The sequence below is a fragment of the Mammaliicoccus sp. P-M58 genome (genome assembly GCF_022386165.1).
Classification (GTDB): Bacteria; Bacillota; Bacilli; order Staphylococcales; family Staphylococcaceae; genus Mammaliicoccus; species Mammaliicoccus sciuri.
In genome coordinates this window covers 80,474-100,339 of record NZ_JAJNJI010000001.1, presented here as the reverse complement: position 1 = coordinate 100,339, position 19,866 = coordinate 80,474, and the positions used below count along the sequence as shown (strand labels likewise).

Sequence of the window (19,866 nt, the reverse complement as noted above, 5' to 3'; positions counted from 1 at the left end):
AAAAAAAGAGACTTCAATAGTCTCTTTTTTTATCTATTTCTACGCTTTTGTTTGCGCATTGCTTTTTTATATTTTCGTTGATCTGGCGTTAAAAAGAAGAAATAGTAAATTAGATAGATGATTAATCCGAATATGATTAATGAGACAATCATACGAATGAAGCCCATAATAAAGAAATCAAGATTCATAATTAATCCAAAAACTGCTATAGCAATAATTAAATAGAATAAAACATTTTTCATAAAATCTCACCTTAAATTATTAGTCTATTTAATATAGCACATTTTATGTATAATCTCACTCAATTTGATCTATCTCTTTATCTAGACCATTAAGCTCTTGAATTGCTTTTTGGATACCTTTTTTATCCTTCTTATCGTATGCATCATTTAAATCTTTAAACACTTTTTCAATACTTGTTGATAGCTTTAACATGCTTTTATGAAGAGATTTATAATCTTTAGGAATAGTTTTACCTTTCATTTCATTTTTATATCTATCTGTAATGTTTTCTTGATCGTGATAAATATTTTCTAATTCATTTTTAGTATGTTCGTCGTCGAATTTTGAAGTTACATTTTTCTTAATTTTGTTATAACTCGCAATATTCGTTTTCGTTTCATTTACAAATTTTGTAGATGACTTTAAATATTGAGTCGTAAACTGGCTAGACGATTCTTGTTCATTTTGTTTAATTTTGCTTTTAACACTATTTTCTTTTTGTTTATATGTTTTGTTTTTATCTTCTAAGTCTAATACTTCTTGTTTTAATTTTCGATTATCACTTTTTAATGAAGACTTCTTTTCTTCAAGTTGTTGAACTTTATCATTTCCACACGCAGATAAGACAACTGTACTTGCCATGATTGTTATAATTGTTTTTCTCATGTTTATTTACTCCCAATGTTTTACTGTGAAAAAATTTCGATATGTATGATATTATTTTAATGTATATAGATTTATTGTACAAATAGAAAGGGGATAATTATGAAAATTAATAAATTAAGAGAAGTCATGAATCAAAAAGGTCTTGAAGCAGTTGTAATTCTATCACCGTATAACAGAAGATATCTTTCTGGATTTACAGGGACAAGTGGTAGTCTACTAATTACACAAGATAAATCCCTTTTAATTACAGACTTTAGATACATTCAACAAGCGAATGATCAAGCTCAAGATTTTGAAGTTATTAATCAAGAAGGACCAATGCTAGGTAAGATTAATGAGCTGATAAAAGAAGGTCAATATAAAAACGTTGGCGTTGAAACACATTTAATTACGTATAATGAATATCAAGCATTAAATACAGATGCAGTTGAACTTTCTTCTATTGAAGGTGTTATTGAAACAATCAGAATGATTAAAGATGAATTTGAGATTAAACAAATTCAGAAAGCAGCTGACATTGTAGATGAAACATATGAACACATTTTAAAATGGGTTAAACCAGGCATGACTGAAAATGAAGTGAATAATGAAATGGAAATGTTCATGAGAAGGAAAGGTGCAACATGTTCTTCATTTGATACGATTGTTGCTTCTGGCTACCGTGGTGCATTACCGCATGGTGTAGCAAGTAATAAAGTTATCGAAGAAGGAGATATGATTACATTAGACTTCGGTGCACTATATGAAGGATACGTTAGTGATGTTACAAGAACATTTGCTATTGGTGAACCTAAAGAAGAAATGAAGAAAATCTATAATATTGTTTTAGAAGCACAATTATCAGCTTTAGAGCAAATTAAACCGGGGATGACTGGTAAAGAGGCAGATACAATTGCAAGAGATGTTATTAAAAGTTATGGATATGGAGAACAATTTGGCCATTCATTAGGACACGGTATTGGATTAGAAGTACATGAAGGTCCAGCATTATCTCAAAAATCAGATATTGTACTTGAAGAAAATATGTGTATCACATTAGAACCAGGTATATATGTAGATGGTTTAGGTGGCGTTAGAATCGAAGATGACGTATTAGTTACAAAAAATGGCTTACAGCGCTTTACTAAATCTTCAAAAGACCTTATTATTTTATAAGAAGGTATAAATAGGAGGAAAATGAATGATTTCAGTTAATGATTTTAAAACAGGTTTAACAATTAAAGTTGATAATGGCATTTGGAAAGTTATGGACTTCCAACATGTAAAACCAGGTAAAGGTGCGGCATTCGTTCGTTCTAAATTAAGAAACTTAAGAACTGGTGCAATCCAAGAGAAAACTTTTAGAGCCGGTGAAAAAGTTGAAAAAGCTCAAATCGATAATCGTCGTATGCAATATCTATATGCTAATGGTGATGGCCATGTGTTCATGGATAACGAAACTTACGATCAACTAGAATTACCTGGTGATAAACTAGAATATGAACTTAAATTTATTAAAGAAAATATGGAAGTTCAAATCCAATCTTACGAAGGTGAAACAATTGGTATTGAATTACCAAATACAGTAACACTTCAAGTGACAGAAACTGAACCTGGTATTAAAGGTGATACAGCAACTGGTGCAACTAAACAAGCTACAGTTGAAACAGGTTATAGTTTAAACGTACCGTTATTTGTTAATGAAGGTGATTTACTTGTCATTAACACTACTGACGGAAGCTACGTATCAAGAGGTTAATATTAAACATTAAAATGAGGCCTGGACAGTAACTTGTGTCCTGGCCTCAATCATTTTAGTTAAATTAGGAATGTATCTTATTTACATTTATAATTAAATATTAAAATCTCTTGAATTGGTATGACCACTAAAGTAAAATGTATGAAGTGTAACGTATTAGAATTTAAAAGGAGTTTTTCAAATGAACTTAAAACAAATTAAAGAACTAGTTGATGTGTTAGATAATTCTTCTTTAACTGAAATTGATATTAATGATAAAGATTTTAAACTAACTTTAAAAAAAGATATTAAACAAGAAATCATTTATAGCCAAGGAGCAACAAATGTCGTTGCAGAACAACCACAACAAGCAACTCAATCAGCACCACAACAAAATGTTGAACAAGAAGCACCAAGTGGTTTAACAATTAATGCGCCAATGGTTGGTACATTCTATAAATCACCATCTCCTGATGAAGGTCCATACGTTCAAGTAGGTTCACGTGTAGAAGCTGATACAACTGTATGTATTTTAGAAGCAATGAAATTATTTAATGAAATTCAAGCAGAAGTTTCTGGTGAAATCACTGAAATATTAGTTGAAGACGGACAAATGGTAGAGTATGGCCAACCGTTATTCAAGGTGAAGTAATATGAAAAAAGTATTAATTGCAAATAGAGGGGAAATTGCAGTAAGAATCATTAGAGCTTGTAGAGAATTAGACATACAAACGGTCGCAATTTATTCAGAAGCTGATAAAGATGCATTACATACTCAAATAGCAGATGAAGCTTATTGTGTTGGACCGACACAATCTAAAGATTCATACCTTCACGTTCCTAATATTATTTCAATTGCCAAATCAACAGGTTGTGACGGTATCCATCCTGGATATGGTTTCTTAGCCGAAAATAGTGATTTTGCTGAAATGTGTGAAGCATGCCAAATTAAATTTATTGGACCTAGTTATCAATCTATCCAGAAGATGGGTATTAAAGACGTTGCTAAAGAAGAAATGATCAAAGCAAACGTACCTGTTGTTCCTGGTAGTGATGGTTTAGTAGATACAGTAAGAATTGCAAAGAAATGTGCAAAGAAAATTGGTTATCCCGTTATTATTAAAGCAACTGCCGGTGGTGGTGGTAAAGGTATCCGAATTGCACGTAATGAAGAAGAGCTTATAACAGGATTTAGAATGACACAACAAGAAGCTGAAACAGCATTTGGTAACAAAGGTTTATATTTAGAAAAGTTCATAGAAAACTTTAGACATATTGAAATACAAGTAATGGGTGATTCAGAAGGTAATGTTATACATCTTGGTGAACGTGACTGTACAATCCAAAGACGTATGCAAAAGTTAGTAGAAGAATCTCCTTCACCAGTTCTTTCTGAAGAAATGCGTAAAGAAATGGGTGAAGCGGCTATTAGAGCAGCTAAAGCCGTTAATTATGAAAATGCCGGTACAATTGAATTTATTTATGATTTAGATGCTGAAACGTTCTATTTCATGGAAATGAATACGCGTATTCAAGTAGAACATCCTGTTACTGAGATGGTTACTGGAATGGATTTAGTTAAACTTCAACTAAAAGTAGCAAGTGGTGAAACTTTACCAGTTACACAAGAAGAAGTTGACTTAAGTGGACATGCGATTGAATTCAGAATCAACGCAGAAAGTCCATTTAAGAATTTTATGCCATCACCAGGTAAAATTAATCAATATTTAACACCAGGTGGGTTTGGTGTGCGAATTGATTCAGCATGTTATACAGGATATACGATTCCACCTTATTATGATTCAATGGTTGCGAAGCTTATTGTTCATGGTAAAGATAGAACGGATGCTATTCAAATCGGTAAAAGAGCTTTATCAGAATTTTTAGTTGCTGGCATTGATACAACGATCCCATTCCATTTAAGATTGTTAGAAAATGATGTATTTGAATCAGGTGATTTTAATACCAATTTCCTAGAGATTCATGATATTATAAATAATGAAGACAAATAGGGAGGGATTCAAATGGCTAAAACAATTGAAAATAAAAAGCCTTCTTTAGGTAAAATAGAGATTGCGCCAGAAGTTATTGAGGTCATTGCGAGCATTGCGACTACTGACATTAAAGGTGTATCTCATATGCAATCCGTTTTTAATAAGAATTCCTTAGAAAAATTCGGGAAAAAGAATTTTGGTAAAGGTATTAAAGTCGATATTAAAGAAGACGGCATCTACATTAATGTCTACTGTACATTTGACTACGGTACAAAAATTTCTGAAACAGCACGTAAAGTTCAATCAGAAATTAAACAAGCATTAAATACGATGACGGCATTAACACCAAAAGAAGTTAATGTACATATCGTTAATATACATTTCCAATAATAAAATGATTAATTAAGAGGATGCGTGCATCCTCTTATTCTTTGAAGGAGAAGAATATGAAAAGAACTGAACTAAGAGAGATTGTCTTTAAATCACTATATCAATTAGAAAATAACAAAACTGATTTAACAGTAGAAGAAGCGATTCAATATTTAGTAGAAGATTTTAAAGGTGAACAATATTTATACGTTAAGAACTTTGTTAAAGAAGTTATAGAGAAAAAAGACGAATTAGATGAAATTGTAAGTCCACATTTAAAAAACTGGACATTAGACCGTTTACTTAAAACTGATAGAATCATTTTAAGAATGGCAACTTATGAATTGAAATATACAGATACACCAGAGAAAGTAATATTTAATGAAGCAGTTGAAATTGCGAAAGTATACAGTGATGATGATCACTATAAATTTATTAATGGTGTATTAAGCAGTTTATCAAAAAGTTAAAGAGTGATATAAATGGATAAGTATTTATCAGTTACAGCAATAACTAAATATATCAAATATAAATTTGATCAAGATCCACATCTACTTAATGTCTTTATTAAAGGTGAAATTTCAAACTTTAAAAGACATTCAAGTGGTCATCTTTATTTTGCATTAAAAGACGATAAAGGTGTGCTCAGTGCTATGATGTTTAAATCGAGCGCAAATCAATTGTCGTTTAATCCTAAAGAAGGTGACCAAGTACTTGTTGAAGGTAGAATAGGGGTTTATGAATCAAGAGGTGCTTACCAAATTTATGTTCAATCTATGCAATTAGATGGTGTGGGTCTTCTGTATGAAAAATTTGAAGCACTCAAAAAAGAATTAGCAGAAAAAGGTTACTTTGACCAAGAGCATAAATTAAGTATACCTAAATATCCTAAGAAAATTGCTGTGTTGACAGCATCGACTGGGGCTGCGATAAGAGATATATGTTCTACTTTAGATAAGCGATATCCACTTGCAGAACAAGTGTTAATGAGCACTTTAGTTCAAGGTAAAGGAGCTAAGGATAATATCATTAACAATATTAAAGAAGCTGATTCCATGGGCGTTGATGTTATTATCGTTGGTCGTGGTGGTGGATCTATTGAAGATTTATGGAGCTTCAATGAAAGAGAAGTTGTAGAAGCCATTTATCATTGTAAGACGCCTGTTATTTCAGCAGTTGGTCATGAAACAGATACGACATTAAGTGATTTTGTCAGTGATGTAAGAGCCGCAACACCAACACAAGCTGCAGTCATTGCGACACCAGATATTAATGCGCTGTATCAACTTATTTCAAATGCTAGACAGTATTTAACAAAACATATCACGCAAACTATTCAACAAGATAAACATAAATTAAAACAACTTTCATCATATTATAAATTGAAGACGCCTTCGTTGCTATATGATCAAGAAACTCAGAAGTTAGATGAATTACAAAAACAATTATCTAGAAATTTAGAACAAACTGTTACGCGTAATAATCATAAGCTAGATATCTTACAGAATAAATTGCGAATCACAACAATTTATAATAAGACTTTTCAATTTAGACAAGACTTTAATCGTTTAAACATGCTTCAAACACAGCTCGTTAATCGTATTATAAGTCAAAAAAAACAAGTGCTGACAAGCAAGTTAGCGCAACTAGATGCGTTAAGTCCGACTCAAATTATGTTAAGAGGTTATTCAATCATCGAAAAAAATGATAAAATCATTACAAGCAAAAATGATTTAAAAATTGACGATGATATTACAATCAATTTAAAAGATGGTAAAATAAATGCTAATGTTAAGGAAATCAGGTGACAAATATGGCTAAAGAACAAACTTTTGAAGAAATGATGGAAGAATTAGAAAAAGTCGTCGGTAAATTAGACGAAGAAAATATTTCTCTTGAGGAATCAATTGAACTTTATCAAAGAGGTATTGAATTAAGTAGTAAATGTGAAACGAAACTTAAAGCAGCTGAAGATAAAGTAAATAAACTTGTTCAAAAAGAAGGTGATTCAGATGAGTCAAATCATGAATAGTTATGTAGACAAGTTCACTGAATCACTTAATCAAACGAAACTAGATTCAGTTGTAAACACACAATTAGAAGAAAGTATGCGTTATTCTTTATTAGCAGGTGGTAAGCGTATTCGTCCTGTACTATTATTAATGACGTTATCGATGTTGAAGACAGATATTAATAAAGGAATGGAAACTGCAAAAGCACTTGAAATGATACATACATATTCCCTTATACATGATGATTTACCAGCTATGGATAACGATGATTATAGACGCGGAATGAAAACGAATCATAAAATCTATGGTGATGCGACTGCGATCTTAGCTGGTGATGCATTATTAACAAAGGCTTTTGAACTGATTACTAAAGATACATATATAGAAGCTGACGACAAAGTTAAATTGATCAGATTGCTTTCTGAATCAGCAGGCCATCAAGGTATGGTAGGCGGACAAGTGTTAGATATGGAAAGTGAAAACAAAGAAATTTCACTAGATACTTTACGCAAAATCCATAGATACAAAACTGGAGCACTGATACGTTTTTCTGTCGTTGCAGCTTGTACGATCGCTAAAGTTAATAGCAAGACATTTTTATTACTAGATTCATTTAGCCAAGAATTAGGATTAATATTCCAAATTAAAGATGATTTACTAGATATTGAAGGGGATTTCGATAAAATAGGCAAGTCAGTTGGCAGTGATGTCGCGAATCAGAAGAGCACTTATGTGTCTCTATTAGGTAAGACCAATACTAAAGTTGCTTTAGAACAACATGTGAATCAAGCGTTATATTTACTTGAACAATTAGAAGACCAATATAACACTGAAGAACTTAAGTCTCTCACAAAATTATTTGCAAATAGAGAAAATTAATCTATTTATATAATGTAGATGACTGGTCACAAGAATCGGGCTAAAGGTGGTTAAAAAATGGATGTTTCAAAAATAAAAAACCCATCCTTCCTCAAAGATTTATCTCATCAAGAACTTGAACAACTGAGCAGTGACATTAGAAAATTTTTAATAGAAACTTGTTCGGTAACTGGCGGACATATAGGGGCCAATTTAGGTGTGGTTGAATTAACATTGAGTCTACATAAACATTTTAATAGCCCTATAGATAAGATATTATGGGATGTTGGACATCAAACATACATTCATAAAATATTAACTGGTAGAGGCCACGAATTTAATTCTTTGCGACAATATAAAGGATTATGTGGTTTTCCTAAAATGAAAGAATCAGAACATGATGTGTGGGAAGCTGGACATAGTTCAACTTCTTTATCTGCTGCTGTGGGGATGGCAAAAGCAAGAGATTTATTAGGACAAGAACATCATGTTGTACCTGTAATTGGTGATGGTGCTTTAACAGGTGGTATGGCACTAGAAGCATTAAACCACATAGGACATGACAAAACGAATTTAACGATTATTTTAAATGATAACGAAATGAGTATCGCACCTAATGTTGGTGCAATGCATAATATGTTTGCAAGAATTCGATCAAACCAAAATTATAATCGCTTTAAATTTGATGCTGAAAGTTTAATTAATAGACTACCTGGTAGAGATTTGTTAAAAGACTCTGCGGATAAAATTAAAGACAGTTTAAAATATTTAGTCGTAGATGGCATCTTCTTTGAAGAACTCGGCATTAAATATATTGGACCTGTAGATGGCCATAATTTTAATGCATTAGATGAAGCTATAACAGTTTCAAAACAAATGGACAAACCTGTTATCATACACGTTGTGACTAAAAAAGGTAAAGGTTATAAACCTGCTGAGAAAGATATAATTGGGACTTGGCATGGTTTAGGACCATATAAACTTGAGACTGGTGAAGTGATAAAAGGAAGTACTGAAGGGCCGGCATGGAGTGCATTAATGAGCGATGAAGTATTAGTATATGCGCAGCAAGACAAACGAATTGTTGCCATTACACCAGCTATGCCTGTTGGATCAAAATTAACTAAATTTCAACAAACCATACCTGAACAATTTGTTGATGTAGGTATTGCTGAACAGCATGCAGTTACGATGGCAGCAGGACTTGCAACACAAGGTATGAAACCATATGTCGCAATCTATTCAACATTTATGCAACGTGCTTATGATCAATTGTTACACGATGTAGACCGTCAAAACTTAAACGTATTATTTGGTGTTGATCGAGCAGGACTTGTTGGGGCAGATGGAGAAACTCATCAAGGTGTATTTGATGTTGGCTTTTTAAGTCAATTTCCTAACTTTACAATCATGATGCCTAAAGATGGTAATGAAGCGAAAAATATGATCAAAACTGCTTTTGAAACTGAACATGGTCCAATGGCGATCAGGTATCCGAGAGGTAATGCTCCGTTACTTGATGATTCTAAAAATAGTGAACTAATAAAATTAGGATCTTGGAATGTTGAAAGAAACGGTGATGATTTAACGATTATTAGTTATGGACCAACAGTCTCACTTGTAACAGATGTAGCAGACGAATTATTAAAAGAAGACATCCATATCAATATTGTTAATGCTCGGTTTATAAAACCTATGGATTTTGAAATGCTGCATAACCTCGGTAAAGCGTCGAAACCGATTATTACAGTTGAAGAAGCCATGTTGACTGGTGGTTTAGGAAGTCAAATAGCTACTTTTATGAAAGACAATGATTATCATAATAATGTAAGAAGAATAGGCATAAATGACACATACATTGAGCATGGTGACGTAGGTTTATTATTAGAAGATATTGGTATCTCTAAATCAAATATCATATCTACCATCAAATCATTAATTAAGTAATTGATAAATATATGAATAATTATGTTGAAAAAGGCGCTTTAGTATATCTAAAGCGTCATTTAAATTGTTTATAGCGCTTACATTACTATTTTTATCAATTTTATGCTATTATAAGTGTATAAATATTCATTAACAGAGGTGTATGTAATGGCGAACAAAACAATGCGTCAGATTAAGATAAGAGAAATAATTTCTAACGAACAAATTGAAACACAAGAAGAATTAGTCAAAAGACTAAATGAATATGATTTGAATATCACACAAGCTACAATATCTCGTGATATTAAAGAGCTTCAATTAATTAAAGTTCCAGCACCTTCTGGTCAATATATCTATAGTTTACCTAGAGATCGTAAATATCACCCGATTGATAAATTAGGTAGATATTTAATGGATTCATTTGTAAAAATTGACGGAGCAGATAATTTATTAGTTCTTAAAACATTACCAGGTAATGCGCAATCAATTGGTGCAATTATTGACCAAATTGATTGGACAGAAGTCATTGGTACGATATGCGGTGATGACACATGCTTAATTATTTGTAAAGATACTGAGGCAGCTGAAGTTATTACAGATAGAATTTTTAATATGCTTTAAAGGAGATTTAATATACAATGTTACAAGCACTTACAATTAAACAATTCGCTATAATTGAATCTTTAGAAATTAATTTTTCAGGTGGACTAACTGTTTTAAGCGGTGAAACTGGTGCTGGTAAATCTATAATTATAGATGCTATAGGTCAGTTAGTAGGTGCAAGAGCCTCACAAAGTTTCGTGAGACATGGCGAACAGAAGGCAACAATTGAAGGCGTATTTGATATTGATAATGTACCTAACGTTAATAAGATATTAAGTGAGTTAGATATCGACTTTGACGAAGATTTCTTGTTTGTAAAAAGAGAAATCTTTGCATCAGGGAAAAGCATATGTAAATTAAACAATCAGAATGTAACGCTATCTGATTTAAAAATTGTCATGCAAGAATTACTTGATATTCATGGTCAACATGAAACACAAATATTACTTAAACCTAAATATCATTTATCATTATTAGATGATTATGCTGATGGTACTTATCAAGCTGAAATTGATCAATATGAAGAAACTTTTCAATCTTATCGCTTGAAGAAACAAGAACTTGAAAAGTTAGAATCTCAAGACCAAGCATTATTACAAAGATTAGATTTAATAAAATTCCAACGTGATGAATTACAAGATGCGAATTTAAAAGAAGATGAAATTGACTTTTTAAATCAAGAAATTAAGAAACTTCAAAATCACGAAAAAATAAACGAAAGTCTTAATAAAGCGCATATGTTATTGAGTAGTGAAGAAAACATTACTGATAAAATTTATGAGCTTAATCAAGAAATTCAACATATCAACGATATTATTCCGGATAAATATACTGCTTTTAGTGAAGAATTAGATCAAATGTATTACACTTTAGAAGACTACAAACATGAACTTTATAATGAGTTAACATCTAATGACTTTGATGAATCTTTACTAAATGAGTACGAGTCTAGGTTAAATGTACTCACTGACCTCAATCGTAAATATGGTAAAAGCATACCTGAATTAATCAAATATAGAGATAAAATTGACGATGAAATTTATAAAATTGAGAATTACGAACAAAGCACTTCTCAATTACGTGAAGAAATTAATAATCTTTATACAAATGTTGTAAAATACGGAGAAGCACTATCGACTAAAAGAAGACAAGTTGCGTTGGATCTTAGAGATAGATTAGTTGAAGAAGTGCAGAATTTGCACATGCAAGATGCGAATATTGAAATTACATTTACGAAAACAAAGCCTACTCAATATGGCTTAGAAGAAGTTGAATTTTTAATCAGTCCAAATAAAGGCGAACCATTAAAAAGCTTAAATAAAATAGCTTCTGGTGGTGAACTATCGAGAATAATGCTTGCGTTGAAAAGTATATTTGTTTCTTCAAAAGGACAAACAGCAATTTTATTCGATGAAGTAGATACAGGTGTATCTGGAAGAGTCGCACAAAAAATGGCTGAAAAGATGCATCAAATTGCGCAAACACTTCAAGTGATATGTATTTCGCATTTACCTCAAGTCGCTGCAATTAGTGATAATCATTTGTATATTGCTAAAGAAACCGTAAATGATAGAACAACGACCTCTATAAAACAATTAGATGGTGAAGATAAGATTGATGAAATAGCAAGAATGATATCAGGTGTTGAAGTTACAGAATTAACTCGACAACACGCTAAAGAAATGATTATACAAAACAAAAATTTAAAATAGAATGATTCGTTAGGGTGTTAAGCATGGTAATTAAGGTAGCAATAATAGAAGACTCGAAAGCATATGTTAGTGAAATGGCACAATATTTAAAAGAACACGAAATTGAAATTGTTAATATTGGATACAACGGTAAAGAGGCACTCGACATTTTAAACGGAGAAGTTTTCGATGTTCTTCTATTAGACTTAATCTTGCCACACATAGATGGCATGACTTTGCTTAAAAAATATATAAAACAAAATAAGCAATTTAAAGTGATATGTATGAGTGCTTTTGTAAGTGATGATGTCTTAAAAGAATCTGTTTCATTAGGAGTAGATTATTTCTTAATTAAACCTGTTGAGTTTGATGTCTTATTAGACACGATACAACGTGTATTAACGACAACAGATTCTAATATAGAAGAAATGGACGCTTTAGATTTATTACTTGAGAAGATTGGATTTTCATCAAATTTAAATGGCTATGAATATATTAAGTATGGTGTACACCTTATGCTTCAATATAATCGCAAGATGCCGTTAACTAAAGAACTTTATCCTTTAATTTCTCAAAATTATAATATACAAGCGAATAATGTTGAAAGGTCTATAAGACATGCCATTAAATTAGCTTGGGATAAAGAATTAAAATCCTATTGGTATAATAGCGAAAAATTATATGTACGACCTACAAACGGTGAGTTTTTATTACATCTATATGAAAAGTTTAAAAAAGAGACTAGGTAAGCCTAGTCTCTTTTTTTGGCGCTTTGTTTCTTCATAAAATGTTCTTGTGCACGTTTATTTTTCTTTTCGCGATGTAGTATATAACCCCCAATGAACACTACCCCAAATATAAAGAAGATAAAGCCTAATAAAAACTGTAACCAAATAAAATGTAATTGTGGAACAAGTTGTCCGAAAACAGCATCTCTCATCCATTTGATACCTAGTCCTGCAATGATACCTGGTATAACCAAAATGAGTAATGCAATATACTTTTGCATAAGTTAAAAACTCCTATTAATTAATAACTTATATTATATATGAGATAATGAGTAAAAGTAAACATTGAAAAAATAGAATAAACGGCACAATTTGATTATGATAGTTATAGGAGGGGATTAAATGCTTTTTAAAGATATGATAAAAAACGGCCAAAATATATCAGTTACAATTGCTGTATGTAAATCTAATGATGAAGGTGTTATTAAAGCAATTGTTAAAGCGATTAAACATACAAAAGCTAGGTTCATGTTGTTTGATGAACGACCTCAAGATGAGTTGATCAGGTCATTTAATTTAACACATGAAGAATTAAATAGAATTGAAATTATTCAAACACTTAATGAAGAACATACTGTATCGCAATGTGTACAAGCGGTAGCGGACGGAAAAGCTGACTTAATTATGAAGGGGTTAATTTCGACTTCAGAATTGTTGAAAGAAGTATTAAAAGATAAATACAATTTGAAGACTAACTATAGAATGAGTCATATCGCAATATTCAATATACCGGAGTATCACAAAATGTTGACCGTATCAGATGTTGCTATGAACATTGCACCAGGTATCAAACAGAAAATTGAAATCACTTCTAATTTAGTTTATGCGCTTAAAAAAATGGGCGTAGATTCACCTAAAATAGGGGTACTTTCTGCAATAGAAAATGTGAATCCGAAAATGCAGTCGTCGGTTGATGCAAACGAAGTGGTATCTTATTTTAATCAAGAAGAGCCAGATCTTGAAATTGAAGGTCCTATAGCATTTGATGCTGCAATTAATAAAAAAGCATCCATTATTAAAAAAATAGATTCAAAAATATCAGGTAATGTTGATGGTTTAATCGTTCCTCAAATTGAAAGTGGTAATATTTTATATAAATCACTCGTGTATTTATCGAACGCTGATGTAGCATCTGTTATAATTGGTGCAAAAATACCCATAATTTTAACTTCTAGATCAGATTCATCACGTGATAAATTCCACTCTATTTGTAGTGCGTTAATGCTTATTTAGTATATTATAATAACAAATAAATAACTATACTCTTTAATTCAAAGTGTTGAAAAGGTTTACAATGCTTTTATATCAATAAAGTTTGAATTTTCTAAAAATTTTTACTTTTTGTAAGCGCTATCATTTTTCGTCAATTTATTTGATAAATAAAACATTTCATGTAAAATTAGAAATGAAGTTATTATATAAAAGTTGAAAAGGGGATTATTATGTTATTCGAAACGATAGAGAAATATGACTATGAGCAAATTGTATTTTGTCACGATAAAAGTTCAGGATTAAAAGCAATCATTGCAATTCATGATACAACATTAGGACCAGCACTTGGTGGTTGTAGAATGTGGCCATATGAAAGTGAAGAAGAAGCAATTAATGATGCATTACGCCTATCAAGAGGTATGACATATAAAAATGCTGCAGCTGGTTTAAACTTAGGTGGCGGTAAAACAGTTATTATCGGAGATCCTAAAAAAGATAAATCAGAAGCATTATTTAGAGCTTTAGGTAGATATGTTGAAAGTTTAAATGGTCGTTATATTACTGCTGAAGATGTAGGAACGACTGAAGACGATATGGATATTATCTTCGAAGAAACAGATTACGTAGTAGGATTATCTGAAAGCCATGAATCTAGTGGTAACCCAAGTCCTAAAACTTCATTAGGTGTATTTGTTTCTATGAAACGTGCAGCTAAAGAAGCATTTGGAACAGATGACTTAAACGGGAAAACAGTTGCTGTACAAGGTGTTGGACACGTTGCTTACGAACTATGTCGTTATTTACATGAAACAGGTGCACAATTAATTGTAACGGATATAAATCAAGATGCAGTTGATAGAGTTGTAAATGATTTCAACGCTCAAAGTGTAGGTATTGATGATATTTATGATGTAGATGCTGATATCTTTGCTCCATGTGCTTTAGGTGGCGTATTAAACGATGATACAATCGCACGTTTAAAAGTTAAAGTTGTATGTGGTAGTGCAAACAATCAATTACAAGACATAGATTTACATGGTTCACAATTAGAAGATAAAGGTATTGTATATGCGCCTGACTTCGTTGCAAACTCTGGTGGTGTTATCAATGTTGCTGATGAATTAGATGGATACAATGAAGTACGCGCTATTTCAAATATTGAGAAAATCTATGACCAAATGGATAAAGTATTTGAAATTAGTAAAAGAGATCAAATTACTTCTGCACGTGCAGCTGAAATTTTAGCTGAAGAACGTATTGAACAACTTAAAAATGTAAGAAGTAATTTCTTAAAAACTGAAAGATCTATCATTTCTAGAGGTAAAAAATAATGAAAAAAATTCTTGTACTTAATTTAGGAAGCACATCATCTAAAGTTGCTGTATTTGATAACTATGATATGTTATTTGAAGATGTTATTAGGCATGATATCGAACAAACTAATCTTCCATTAATTGAACAAGTCCCATTTCGACTTGAAAGTATCAAGAACTCATTAAACCAACATCATATCTCCCTACAAGCAATAGATGCTATTGCTTGTAGGGGTGGTATTTTAAAGCCTATACAAGGTGGAACATATCTTGTTAATAACATCATGTATCAAGACTTGAAATCATTTAAATATGGATTTCATGCCTCAAATTTAAGTGGTATTATCGGCTATACATTTGCTAAAGAATTAAATATACAAACATATATTGTTGATCCTGTCGTTGTAGATGAATTAATACCTGAAGCTAGAATTACTGGTATTAAAGGTATTGAGAGACGCAGTATCTTTCATGCATTAAACCAGAAATCTGTCGCTAAACAATATGCAACTGATATTGGCAAAGAATATGAAGATATTAATGTCATCGTTGCACATCTTGGTGGTGGTATAAGTGTGGGTGCTCATAAAAAGGGAAGAGTCATCGAAGTTAATGACGGTTTATTAGGTGAGGGGCCATTTAGTCCTGAAAGAGCTGGTTCAATACCAAATGATGCATTAATTAAATGGGTTATTGATCACAATTTAAATACTAAAGAAGCTAACAATGAATTAAGTAAAAATTCAGGCTTATTATCATATTTTGGTACAAATGATTGTAGAAAAGTTGAAGAAATGATGGAAAATGGCGATAAAACTGCTAAACTAGTTTTAGATGCAATGTGTTATCAAATTGCTAAATCTATAGGTTCTTGTGCGGTCGTTTTAGAAGGTAAAATTGATCAAATTATCATAACCGGTGGATTAAGTTATTCAAAATATATCACAAATAAAGTAAAACAATATGTATCTTGGCTACAAAATGTTACTATATATGAAGGAGAAAAAGAAATGCACGCCTTAAATATTGGCGTATTGGACCTCTTACACGGTAAAATTAGTACCAAGTCATATGAATAAGGAGTAATACTATGTCTAAAGAATATGATTTAGTCATTCTAGGTGGCGGTACGGCAGGCTATGTATCTGCAATTCGTGCTTCTCAACTAGGAAAAAAAGTCGCAATTGTAGAGAAATTTAAGTTAGGTGGAACTTGTTTACATAAAGGTTGCATTCCAACAAAATCATATTTAAAAACTGCAGAAATTTTAAGATACATACAACATTCAAACGAATATGGTATTAAAACTGCTTCAGCTGATTTTGAAATGTCGGATGTTGTTGCTAAGAAAGATGAAACAGTTTCTACGATGTACAATGGTGTACAAAGTTTGATGAAAAAATACAAAATTGATATTTACGAAGGTAATGGTAGAATTCTTGGACCATCATTGTTCTCGCCTCAAGCTGGAACTGTTTCTGTTGAGTTTGAAAATGGCGAATCCGAACTACTCGTTAACCAACATGTATTGATTGCAACAGGTTCAAGACCTATTGAATTACCATTCTTAAAGTTTAATCATCATACTGTCATTTCAAGTGATGATATGATGCAATTAGAAACATTGCCTGAAAGCATGTTAATTATCGGTGGCGGTGTAATTGGACTTGAATTTGCATCTTTATTAAATGATTTAGGTGTAAAAGTAACAGTTGTTGAAGCAGGGCAATCCATTATCCCTAACGAGCAACGAGAAATCAGCAAAACTATCAAACGTACTTTTGAAGAAAATGGCATAAACATTCATGAGAATTGTCCTTTATCTGAACAAGATGTCAACGTACATGATCAACACGTAGATGTAACACTTCAAAATGAACAACAAACTTTTGAAAAAGTGCTAGTAGCAGTAGGTAGAACACCGAACACTGAAGATATAGGGTTAAACAACACAAAAATAAAGACTGATGACAAAGGTTATATACAAACAAATGATGTTTATCAAACTGATGATAAACATATTTATGCGGTTGGAGATGTTATCGGTAATTATCAATTAGCACATGTTGCAACTAAAGAAGGCACAATTGCAGTAGAGCATATGTTTGATCAAAATCCTATTATGTTAGATTACTTAACAGTACCAAGATGTATATATACGAACCCTGAAATTGCATCGATAGGGATGACTGAACAAGATGCCAAAGCGCAAAATATTAATTTCAAAAAATTCAAAGTACCATTTAAAGCGATTGGAAAATCCGTCATCGAAAATAATGGACTTGGTGAATGTATTTTAATTAAAGATATAGACAATGAAAAAGTGCTTGGCATTCATATGATTGGTGCAAAAGTGACTGAATTAATTAATGAAGCAGCTCTATTTACATTTATGAATGGCTCTACTGAAGAACTAGCAACTACTGTACATGCACATCCTTCAATTGGAGAAGTGCTCATGGAACTAGGGTTAAAATCTGAGAATCGTGCTATTCACGTCTAAAGAGGAGAGATTAGATGTTAGATTATAAGACTGTCGGATTAACGCATGAAGACTTAAAAGAAATTTATAAATGGATGTTATTAGGTAGAAAAATTGACGAAAGAATGTGGCTACTCAATCGAGCAGGTAAATTACCGTTTGTCATTAGTTGTCAAGGTCAAGAAGCAACTCAGATTGGCACATATTATGCACTCAAAGATGAAGACGTATTAGCGCCTTACTATAGAGATTTAGCTTTAGTTACATCACGTGGTATTTCTGCAGAAGAATCTATGTTAGCTGCATTTGCTAAACAAGGTGATACTTCAAGTGGTGGTAAGCAAATGCCATCTCACTTTAGTAAAAAGGATTTATCTATTTTAACGCAAGGTTCTTGTGTAACAACTCAAGTATTACATGCAGTTGGCGCAAGTTTATCGCTTAAAATGGATGGCAAAGAAGCCATTGCACTAGCTACTTTAGGTGAAGGAAGTACCAGTCAAGGTGATTTCCATGAAGCAATGAACTTCGCTGGTGTTCATAAATTGCCATTTATTTGTATTATTGAAAACAATAAATATGCCATTTCTGTACCAACTCACTTACAGTACGCAACAAATGATTTATCATCTAGAGCTGCAGGTTATGGTGCATTTGGTGAACAAGTTGATGGTAATGACCCTATTGCTGTATACGAAGCAGTCAAACGTGCTAGAGAACGTGCTATAAATGGTGAAGGACCTACACTCATTGAAGCGTTATGTAGTCGATTAACACCGCATTCTTCAGATGATGATGATAATTATCGTCCAGCTGATGAGATGAAAGAAGAAAAAGAAAATGATTGTATGATTAAATTCAAAGAATATTTAGTTGAACATCAAGTGACTAATGACGAATGGTTCAGCCAAATTGAAGATGAAATTAAACAAGAAATCAATACTGCTACTAAAAATGCAGAAAAAGCACCTTATCCATTACCGGAAGAAGCTTTAACACATGTATATGATCAAGGAGGCGAAAAGAATGCCTAAGTTATCCTATCTTGACGCGATTAATCAAGCAATGGACCAAGCGATGGAAAAAGACAATAATGTATTTGTTATTGGCGAAGATGTTGGTCTAAAAGGCGGCGTATTTGGCGCAACTAAAAATTTATACAACAAATATGGTGAAGGACGCGTGATCGATTCGCCATTAGCAGAATCTAATATAGTTGGAGCTTCAATTGGTGCTGCAATGATGGGTAAAAGACCTGTATCTGAAATTCAATTCGCAGAGTATATCGTACCGGCAACAAACCAAATCATCAATGAAGCAGCAAAAATAAGATACCGTTCTAATAATGATTGGGATTGTCCTTTAACAATTAGAAGTCCATTTGGTGGCGGAATTCATGGTGCTTTATATCATTCTCAAAGTATTGAGAGTATATTCTGTTCAACACCAGGCTTAAGAGTGGTTATTCCATCAACACCATATGATGCTAAAGGTTTACTTCTTGCGGCAATTGAAGATAATGATCCTGTATTATACTTTGAACATAAAAAAGCATACAGACTTTTAAAAGAAGAAGTTCCTGAAGAATATTATACTGTACCAATTGATAAAGCAGATGTTAAACGAGAAGGTTCAGATATTACAGTATTCACTTATGGATTATGTGTGAATTATGCACTTCAAGCAGCTGAAATATTAGCGACTGAAGGTATAGATGCAGAAATAGTAGATTTACGTTCATTATATCCACTAGATAAAGAAACAATTATTAAATGTGCGAAAAAGACTGGCAAAGTATTGGTTGTAACTGAAGATAATTTAGAAGGTAGTGTCATGAGTGAAGTATCTGCCATTATAGCTGAAAATTGCTTATTTGATTTAGATGCACCAATTGCAAGACTTGCAGGTCCAGACGTACCAGCTATGCCATTTTCACCACCAATGGAAGATTTCTTTATGATGAATCCTGTGAAAATAGAAGAAAAAATGAGAACATTAGCTGAATTTTAGGAG

General features: G+C 32.1%; 22 protein-coding genes. 19 read left to right on the top strand and 3 right to left on the bottom strand.

Translation table 11 applies throughout. The features are described from left to right. Positions 1-29: 29 nt before the first annotated feature. The gene (locus tag LQ694_RS00485) at positions 30-242 is read right to left on the bottom strand and encodes an SA1362 family protein (protein WP_048539730.1); all 213 of its coding nucleotides are present in this window, start codon (positions 240-242) and stop codon (positions 30-32) included. A gap of 55 nt (positions 243-297) precedes the next feature. Then, positions 298-888 (bottom strand): hypothetical protein, encoded by a 591-nt coding sequence (locus LQ694_RS00480; protein WP_196968292.1) that lies wholly within the window; start codon positions 886-888, stop codon positions 298-300. Between the two features lie 99 nt (positions 889-987). Between LQ694_RS00480 and LQ694_RS00475 the strand changes: the two genes are divergently transcribed. The 13 genes from LQ694_RS00475 to LQ694_RS00415 all read left to right on the top strand — a co-directional run bounded on the left by LQ694_RS00475 (position 988) and on the right by LQ694_RS00415 (position 12,807). Beyond that, positions 988-2,043: a M24 family metallopeptidase gene (locus tag LQ694_RS00475; RefSeq protein ID WP_077233440.1), complete on the top strand. Its 1,056-nt coding sequence runs from the start codon at positions 988-990 to the stop codon at positions 2,041-2,043. A 25-nt stretch (positions 2,044-2,068) separates the two neighbouring features. Then, positions 2,069-2,626, top strand: coding sequence for an elongation factor P (gene efp, locus LQ694_RS00470; RefSeq protein ID WP_196968291.1), 558 nt, complete (start codon positions 2,069-2,071; stop codon positions 2,624-2,626). Between the two features lie 181 nt (positions 2,627-2,807). Next, complete coding sequence (accB, locus tag LQ694_RS00465) at positions 2,808-3,257, top strand: acetyl-CoA carboxylase biotin carboxyl carrier protein (RefSeq protein WP_037588238.1); 450 nt, start codon at positions 2,808-2,810, stop codon at positions 3,255-3,257. Between the two features lies 1 nt (position 3,258). Further along, complete coding sequence (gene accC, locus LQ694_RS00460) at positions 3,259-4,617, top strand: acetyl-CoA carboxylase biotin carboxylase subunit (protein WP_196968290.1); 1,359 nt, start codon at positions 3,259-3,261, stop codon at positions 4,615-4,617. A 12-nt stretch (positions 4,618-4,629) separates the two neighbouring features. After that, positions 4,630-4,989, top strand: coding sequence for an Asp23/Gls24 family envelope stress response protein (locus LQ694_RS00455; RefSeq protein WP_025904942.1), 360 nt, complete (start codon positions 4,630-4,632; stop codon positions 4,987-4,989). Positions 4,990-5,045: 56 nt separating this feature from the next. Next, positions 5,046-5,438, top strand: coding sequence for a transcription antitermination factor NusB (gene nusB / locus LQ694_RS00450; protein WP_025904941.1), 393 nt, complete (start codon positions 5,046-5,048; stop codon positions 5,436-5,438). A 12-nt stretch (positions 5,439-5,450) separates the two neighbouring features. After that, complete coding sequence (gene xseA / locus LQ694_RS00445; RefSeq protein ID WP_058611601.1) at positions 5,451-6,776, top strand: exodeoxyribonuclease VII large subunit; 1,326 nt, start codon at positions 5,451-5,453, stop codon at positions 6,774-6,776. Positions 6,777-6,781: 5 nt separating this feature from the next. Beyond that, positions 6,782-7,000 carry an exodeoxyribonuclease VII small subunit gene (xseB, locus tag LQ694_RS00440; RefSeq protein ID WP_025904939.1) on the top strand — a complete coding sequence of 73 codons (219 nt, stop codon included), beginning with the start codon at positions 6,782-6,784 and terminating at the stop codon, positions 6,998-7,000. Beyond that, on the top strand, positions 6,981-7,859 hold the full coding sequence (locus LQ694_RS00435) for a polyprenyl synthetase family protein (RefSeq protein ID WP_049318791.1): 879 nt from the start codon (positions 6,981-6,983) through the stop codon (positions 7,857-7,859). The genes xseB and LQ694_RS00435 overlap by 20 nt, the downstream gene beginning before the upstream one ends. Positions 7,860-7,916: 57 nt before the next feature. Continuing rightward, a complete protein-coding gene (gene dxs, locus LQ694_RS00430; protein ID WP_196968289.1) occupies positions 7,917-9,785 on the top strand; it encodes a 1-deoxy-D-xylulose-5-phosphate synthase in 1,869 nt (622 codons plus the stop codon). Between the two features lie 147 nt (positions 9,786-9,932). Next, on the top strand, positions 9,933-10,385 hold the full coding sequence (gene ahrC, locus LQ694_RS00425) for a transcriptional regulator AhrC/ArgR (protein WP_025904936.1): 453 nt from the start codon (positions 9,933-9,935) through the stop codon (positions 10,383-10,385). A gap of 17 nt (positions 10,386-10,402) precedes the next feature. Then, positions 10,403-12,079: a DNA repair protein RecN gene (recN, locus tag LQ694_RS00420; protein ID WP_049318793.1), complete on the top strand. Its 1,677-nt coding sequence runs from the start codon at positions 10,403-10,405 to the stop codon at positions 12,077-12,079. A gap of 23 nt (positions 12,080-12,102) precedes the next feature. After that, a complete protein-coding gene (locus LQ694_RS00415) occupies positions 12,103-12,807 on the top strand; it encodes a response regulator (protein WP_049318794.1) in 705 nt (234 codons plus the stop codon). A gap of 2 nt (positions 12,808-12,809) precedes the next feature. Here the strand turns inward: LQ694_RS00415 and LQ694_RS00410 are convergent, their stop codons facing one another. Further along, a complete protein-coding gene (locus LQ694_RS00410; RefSeq protein ID WP_096791898.1) occupies positions 12,810-13,067 on the bottom strand; it encodes a DUF2627 family protein in 258 nt (85 codons plus the stop codon). A gap of 121 nt (positions 13,068-13,188) precedes the next feature. Between LQ694_RS00410 and LQ694_RS00405 the strand changes: the two genes are divergently transcribed. The 6 genes from LQ694_RS00405 (at position 13,189) to LQ694_RS00380 (ending at position 19,863) form a co-directional block, all read left to right on the top strand. Beyond that, positions 13,189-14,079 carry a phosphate acyltransferase gene (locus LQ694_RS00405; RefSeq protein ID WP_196968288.1) on the top strand — a complete coding sequence of 297 codons (891 nt, stop codon included), beginning with the start codon at positions 13,189-13,191 and terminating at the stop codon, positions 14,077-14,079. 209 nt (positions 14,080-14,288) lie between these two features. After that, positions 14,289-15,389, top strand: a complete 1,101-nt coding sequence (locus LQ694_RS00400) for a Glu/Leu/Phe/Val dehydrogenase dimerization domain-containing protein (RefSeq protein ID WP_058611597.1) — start codon at positions 14,289-14,291, stop codon at positions 15,387-15,389. Next, on the top strand, positions 15,389-16,450 hold the full coding sequence (gene buk, locus LQ694_RS00395; RefSeq protein WP_196968287.1) for a butyrate kinase: 1,062 nt from the start codon (positions 15,389-15,391) through the stop codon (positions 16,448-16,450). Before LQ694_RS00400 ends, buk begins: the two co-directional genes overlap by 1 nt. Before the next feature lie 11 nt (positions 16,451-16,461). Then, positions 16,462-17,874: a dihydrolipoyl dehydrogenase gene (gene lpdA, locus LQ694_RS00390; protein WP_135016736.1), complete on the top strand. Its 1,413-nt coding sequence runs from the start codon at positions 16,462-16,464 to the stop codon at positions 17,872-17,874. A 14-nt stretch (positions 17,875-17,888) separates the two neighbouring features. Next, complete coding sequence (locus LQ694_RS00385; RefSeq protein ID WP_196968286.1) at positions 17,889-18,887, top strand: thiamine pyrophosphate-dependent dehydrogenase E1 component subunit alpha; 999 nt, start codon at positions 17,889-17,891, stop codon at positions 18,885-18,887. Beyond that, on the top strand, positions 18,880-19,863 hold the full coding sequence (locus tag LQ694_RS00380; protein ID WP_058611594.1) for an alpha-ketoacid dehydrogenase subunit beta: 984 nt from the start codon (positions 18,880-18,882) through the stop codon (positions 19,861-19,863). Before LQ694_RS00385 ends, LQ694_RS00380 begins: the two co-directional genes overlap by 8 nt. Positions 19,864-19,866 lie beyond the last annotated feature (3 nt).

Bases quoted from the DNA above. Each gene is read 5' to 3' on its own strand.
- LQ694_RS00485 (WP_048539730.1), bottom strand. From the start codon at position 242: ATGAAAAATGTTTTATTCTATTTAATTATTGCTATAGCAGTTTTTGGA.
- LQ694_RS00480 (WP_196968292.1), bottom strand. From the start codon at position 888: ATGAGAAAAACAATTATAACAATCATGGCAAGTACAGTTGTCTTATCT.
- LQ694_RS00475 (WP_077233440.1), top strand. From the start codon at position 988: ATGAAAATTAATAAATTAAGAGAAGTCATGAATCAAAAAGGTCTTGAA.
- efp (WP_196968291.1), top strand. From the start codon at position 2,069: ATGATTTCAGTTAATGATTTTAAAACAGGTTTAACAATTAAAGTTGAT.
- accB (WP_037588238.1), top strand. From the start codon at position 2,808: ATGAACTTAAAACAAATTAAAGAACTAGTTGATGTGTTAGATAATTCT.
- accC (WP_196968290.1), top strand. From the start codon at position 3,259: ATGAAAAAAGTATTAATTGCAAATAGAGGGGAAATTGCAGTAAGAATC.
- LQ694_RS00455 (WP_025904942.1), top strand. From the start codon at position 4,630: ATGGCTAAAACAATTGAAAATAAAAAGCCTTCTTTAGGTAAAATAGAG.
- nusB (WP_025904941.1), top strand. From the start codon at position 5,046: ATGAAAAGAACTGAACTAAGAGAGATTGTCTTTAAATCACTATATCAA.
- xseA (WP_058611601.1), top strand. From the start codon at position 5,451: ATGGATAAGTATTTATCAGTTACAGCAATAACTAAATATATCAAATAT.
- xseB (WP_025904939.1), top strand. From the start codon at position 6,782: ATGGCTAAAGAACAAACTTTTGAAGAAATGATGGAAGAATTAGAAAAA.
- LQ694_RS00435 (WP_049318791.1), top strand. From the start codon at position 6,981: ATGAGTCAAATCATGAATAGTTATGTAGACAAGTTCACTGAATCACTT.
- dxs (WP_196968289.1), top strand. From the start codon at position 7,917: ATGGATGTTTCAAAAATAAAAAACCCATCCTTCCTCAAAGATTTATCT.
- ahrC (WP_025904936.1), top strand. From the start codon at position 9,933: ATGGCGAACAAAACAATGCGTCAGATTAAGATAAGAGAAATAATTTCT.
- recN (WP_049318793.1), top strand. From the start codon at position 10,403: ATGTTACAAGCACTTACAATTAAACAATTCGCTATAATTGAATCTTTA.
- LQ694_RS00415 (WP_049318794.1), top strand. From the start codon at position 12,103: ATGGTAATTAAGGTAGCAATAATAGAAGACTCGAAAGCATATGTTAGT.
- LQ694_RS00410 (WP_096791898.1), bottom strand. From the start codon at position 13,067: ATGCAAAAGTATATTGCATTACTCATTTTGGTTATACCAGGTATCATT.
- LQ694_RS00405 (WP_196968288.1), top strand. From the start codon at position 13,189: ATGCTTTTTAAAGATATGATAAAAAACGGCCAAAATATATCAGTTACA.
- LQ694_RS00400 (WP_058611597.1), top strand. From the start codon at position 14,289: ATGTTATTCGAAACGATAGAGAAATATGACTATGAGCAAATTGTATTT.
- buk (WP_196968287.1), top strand. From the start codon at position 15,389: ATGAAAAAAATTCTTGTACTTAATTTAGGAAGCACATCATCTAAAGTT.
- lpdA (WP_135016736.1), top strand. From the start codon at position 16,462: ATGTCTAAAGAATATGATTTAGTCATTCTAGGTGGCGGTACGGCAGGC.
- LQ694_RS00385 (WP_196968286.1), top strand. From the start codon at position 17,889: ATGTTAGATTATAAGACTGTCGGATTAACGCATGAAGACTTAAAAGAA.
- LQ694_RS00380 (WP_058611594.1), top strand. From the start codon at position 18,880: ATGCCTAAGTTATCCTATCTTGACGCGATTAATCAAGCAATGGACCAA.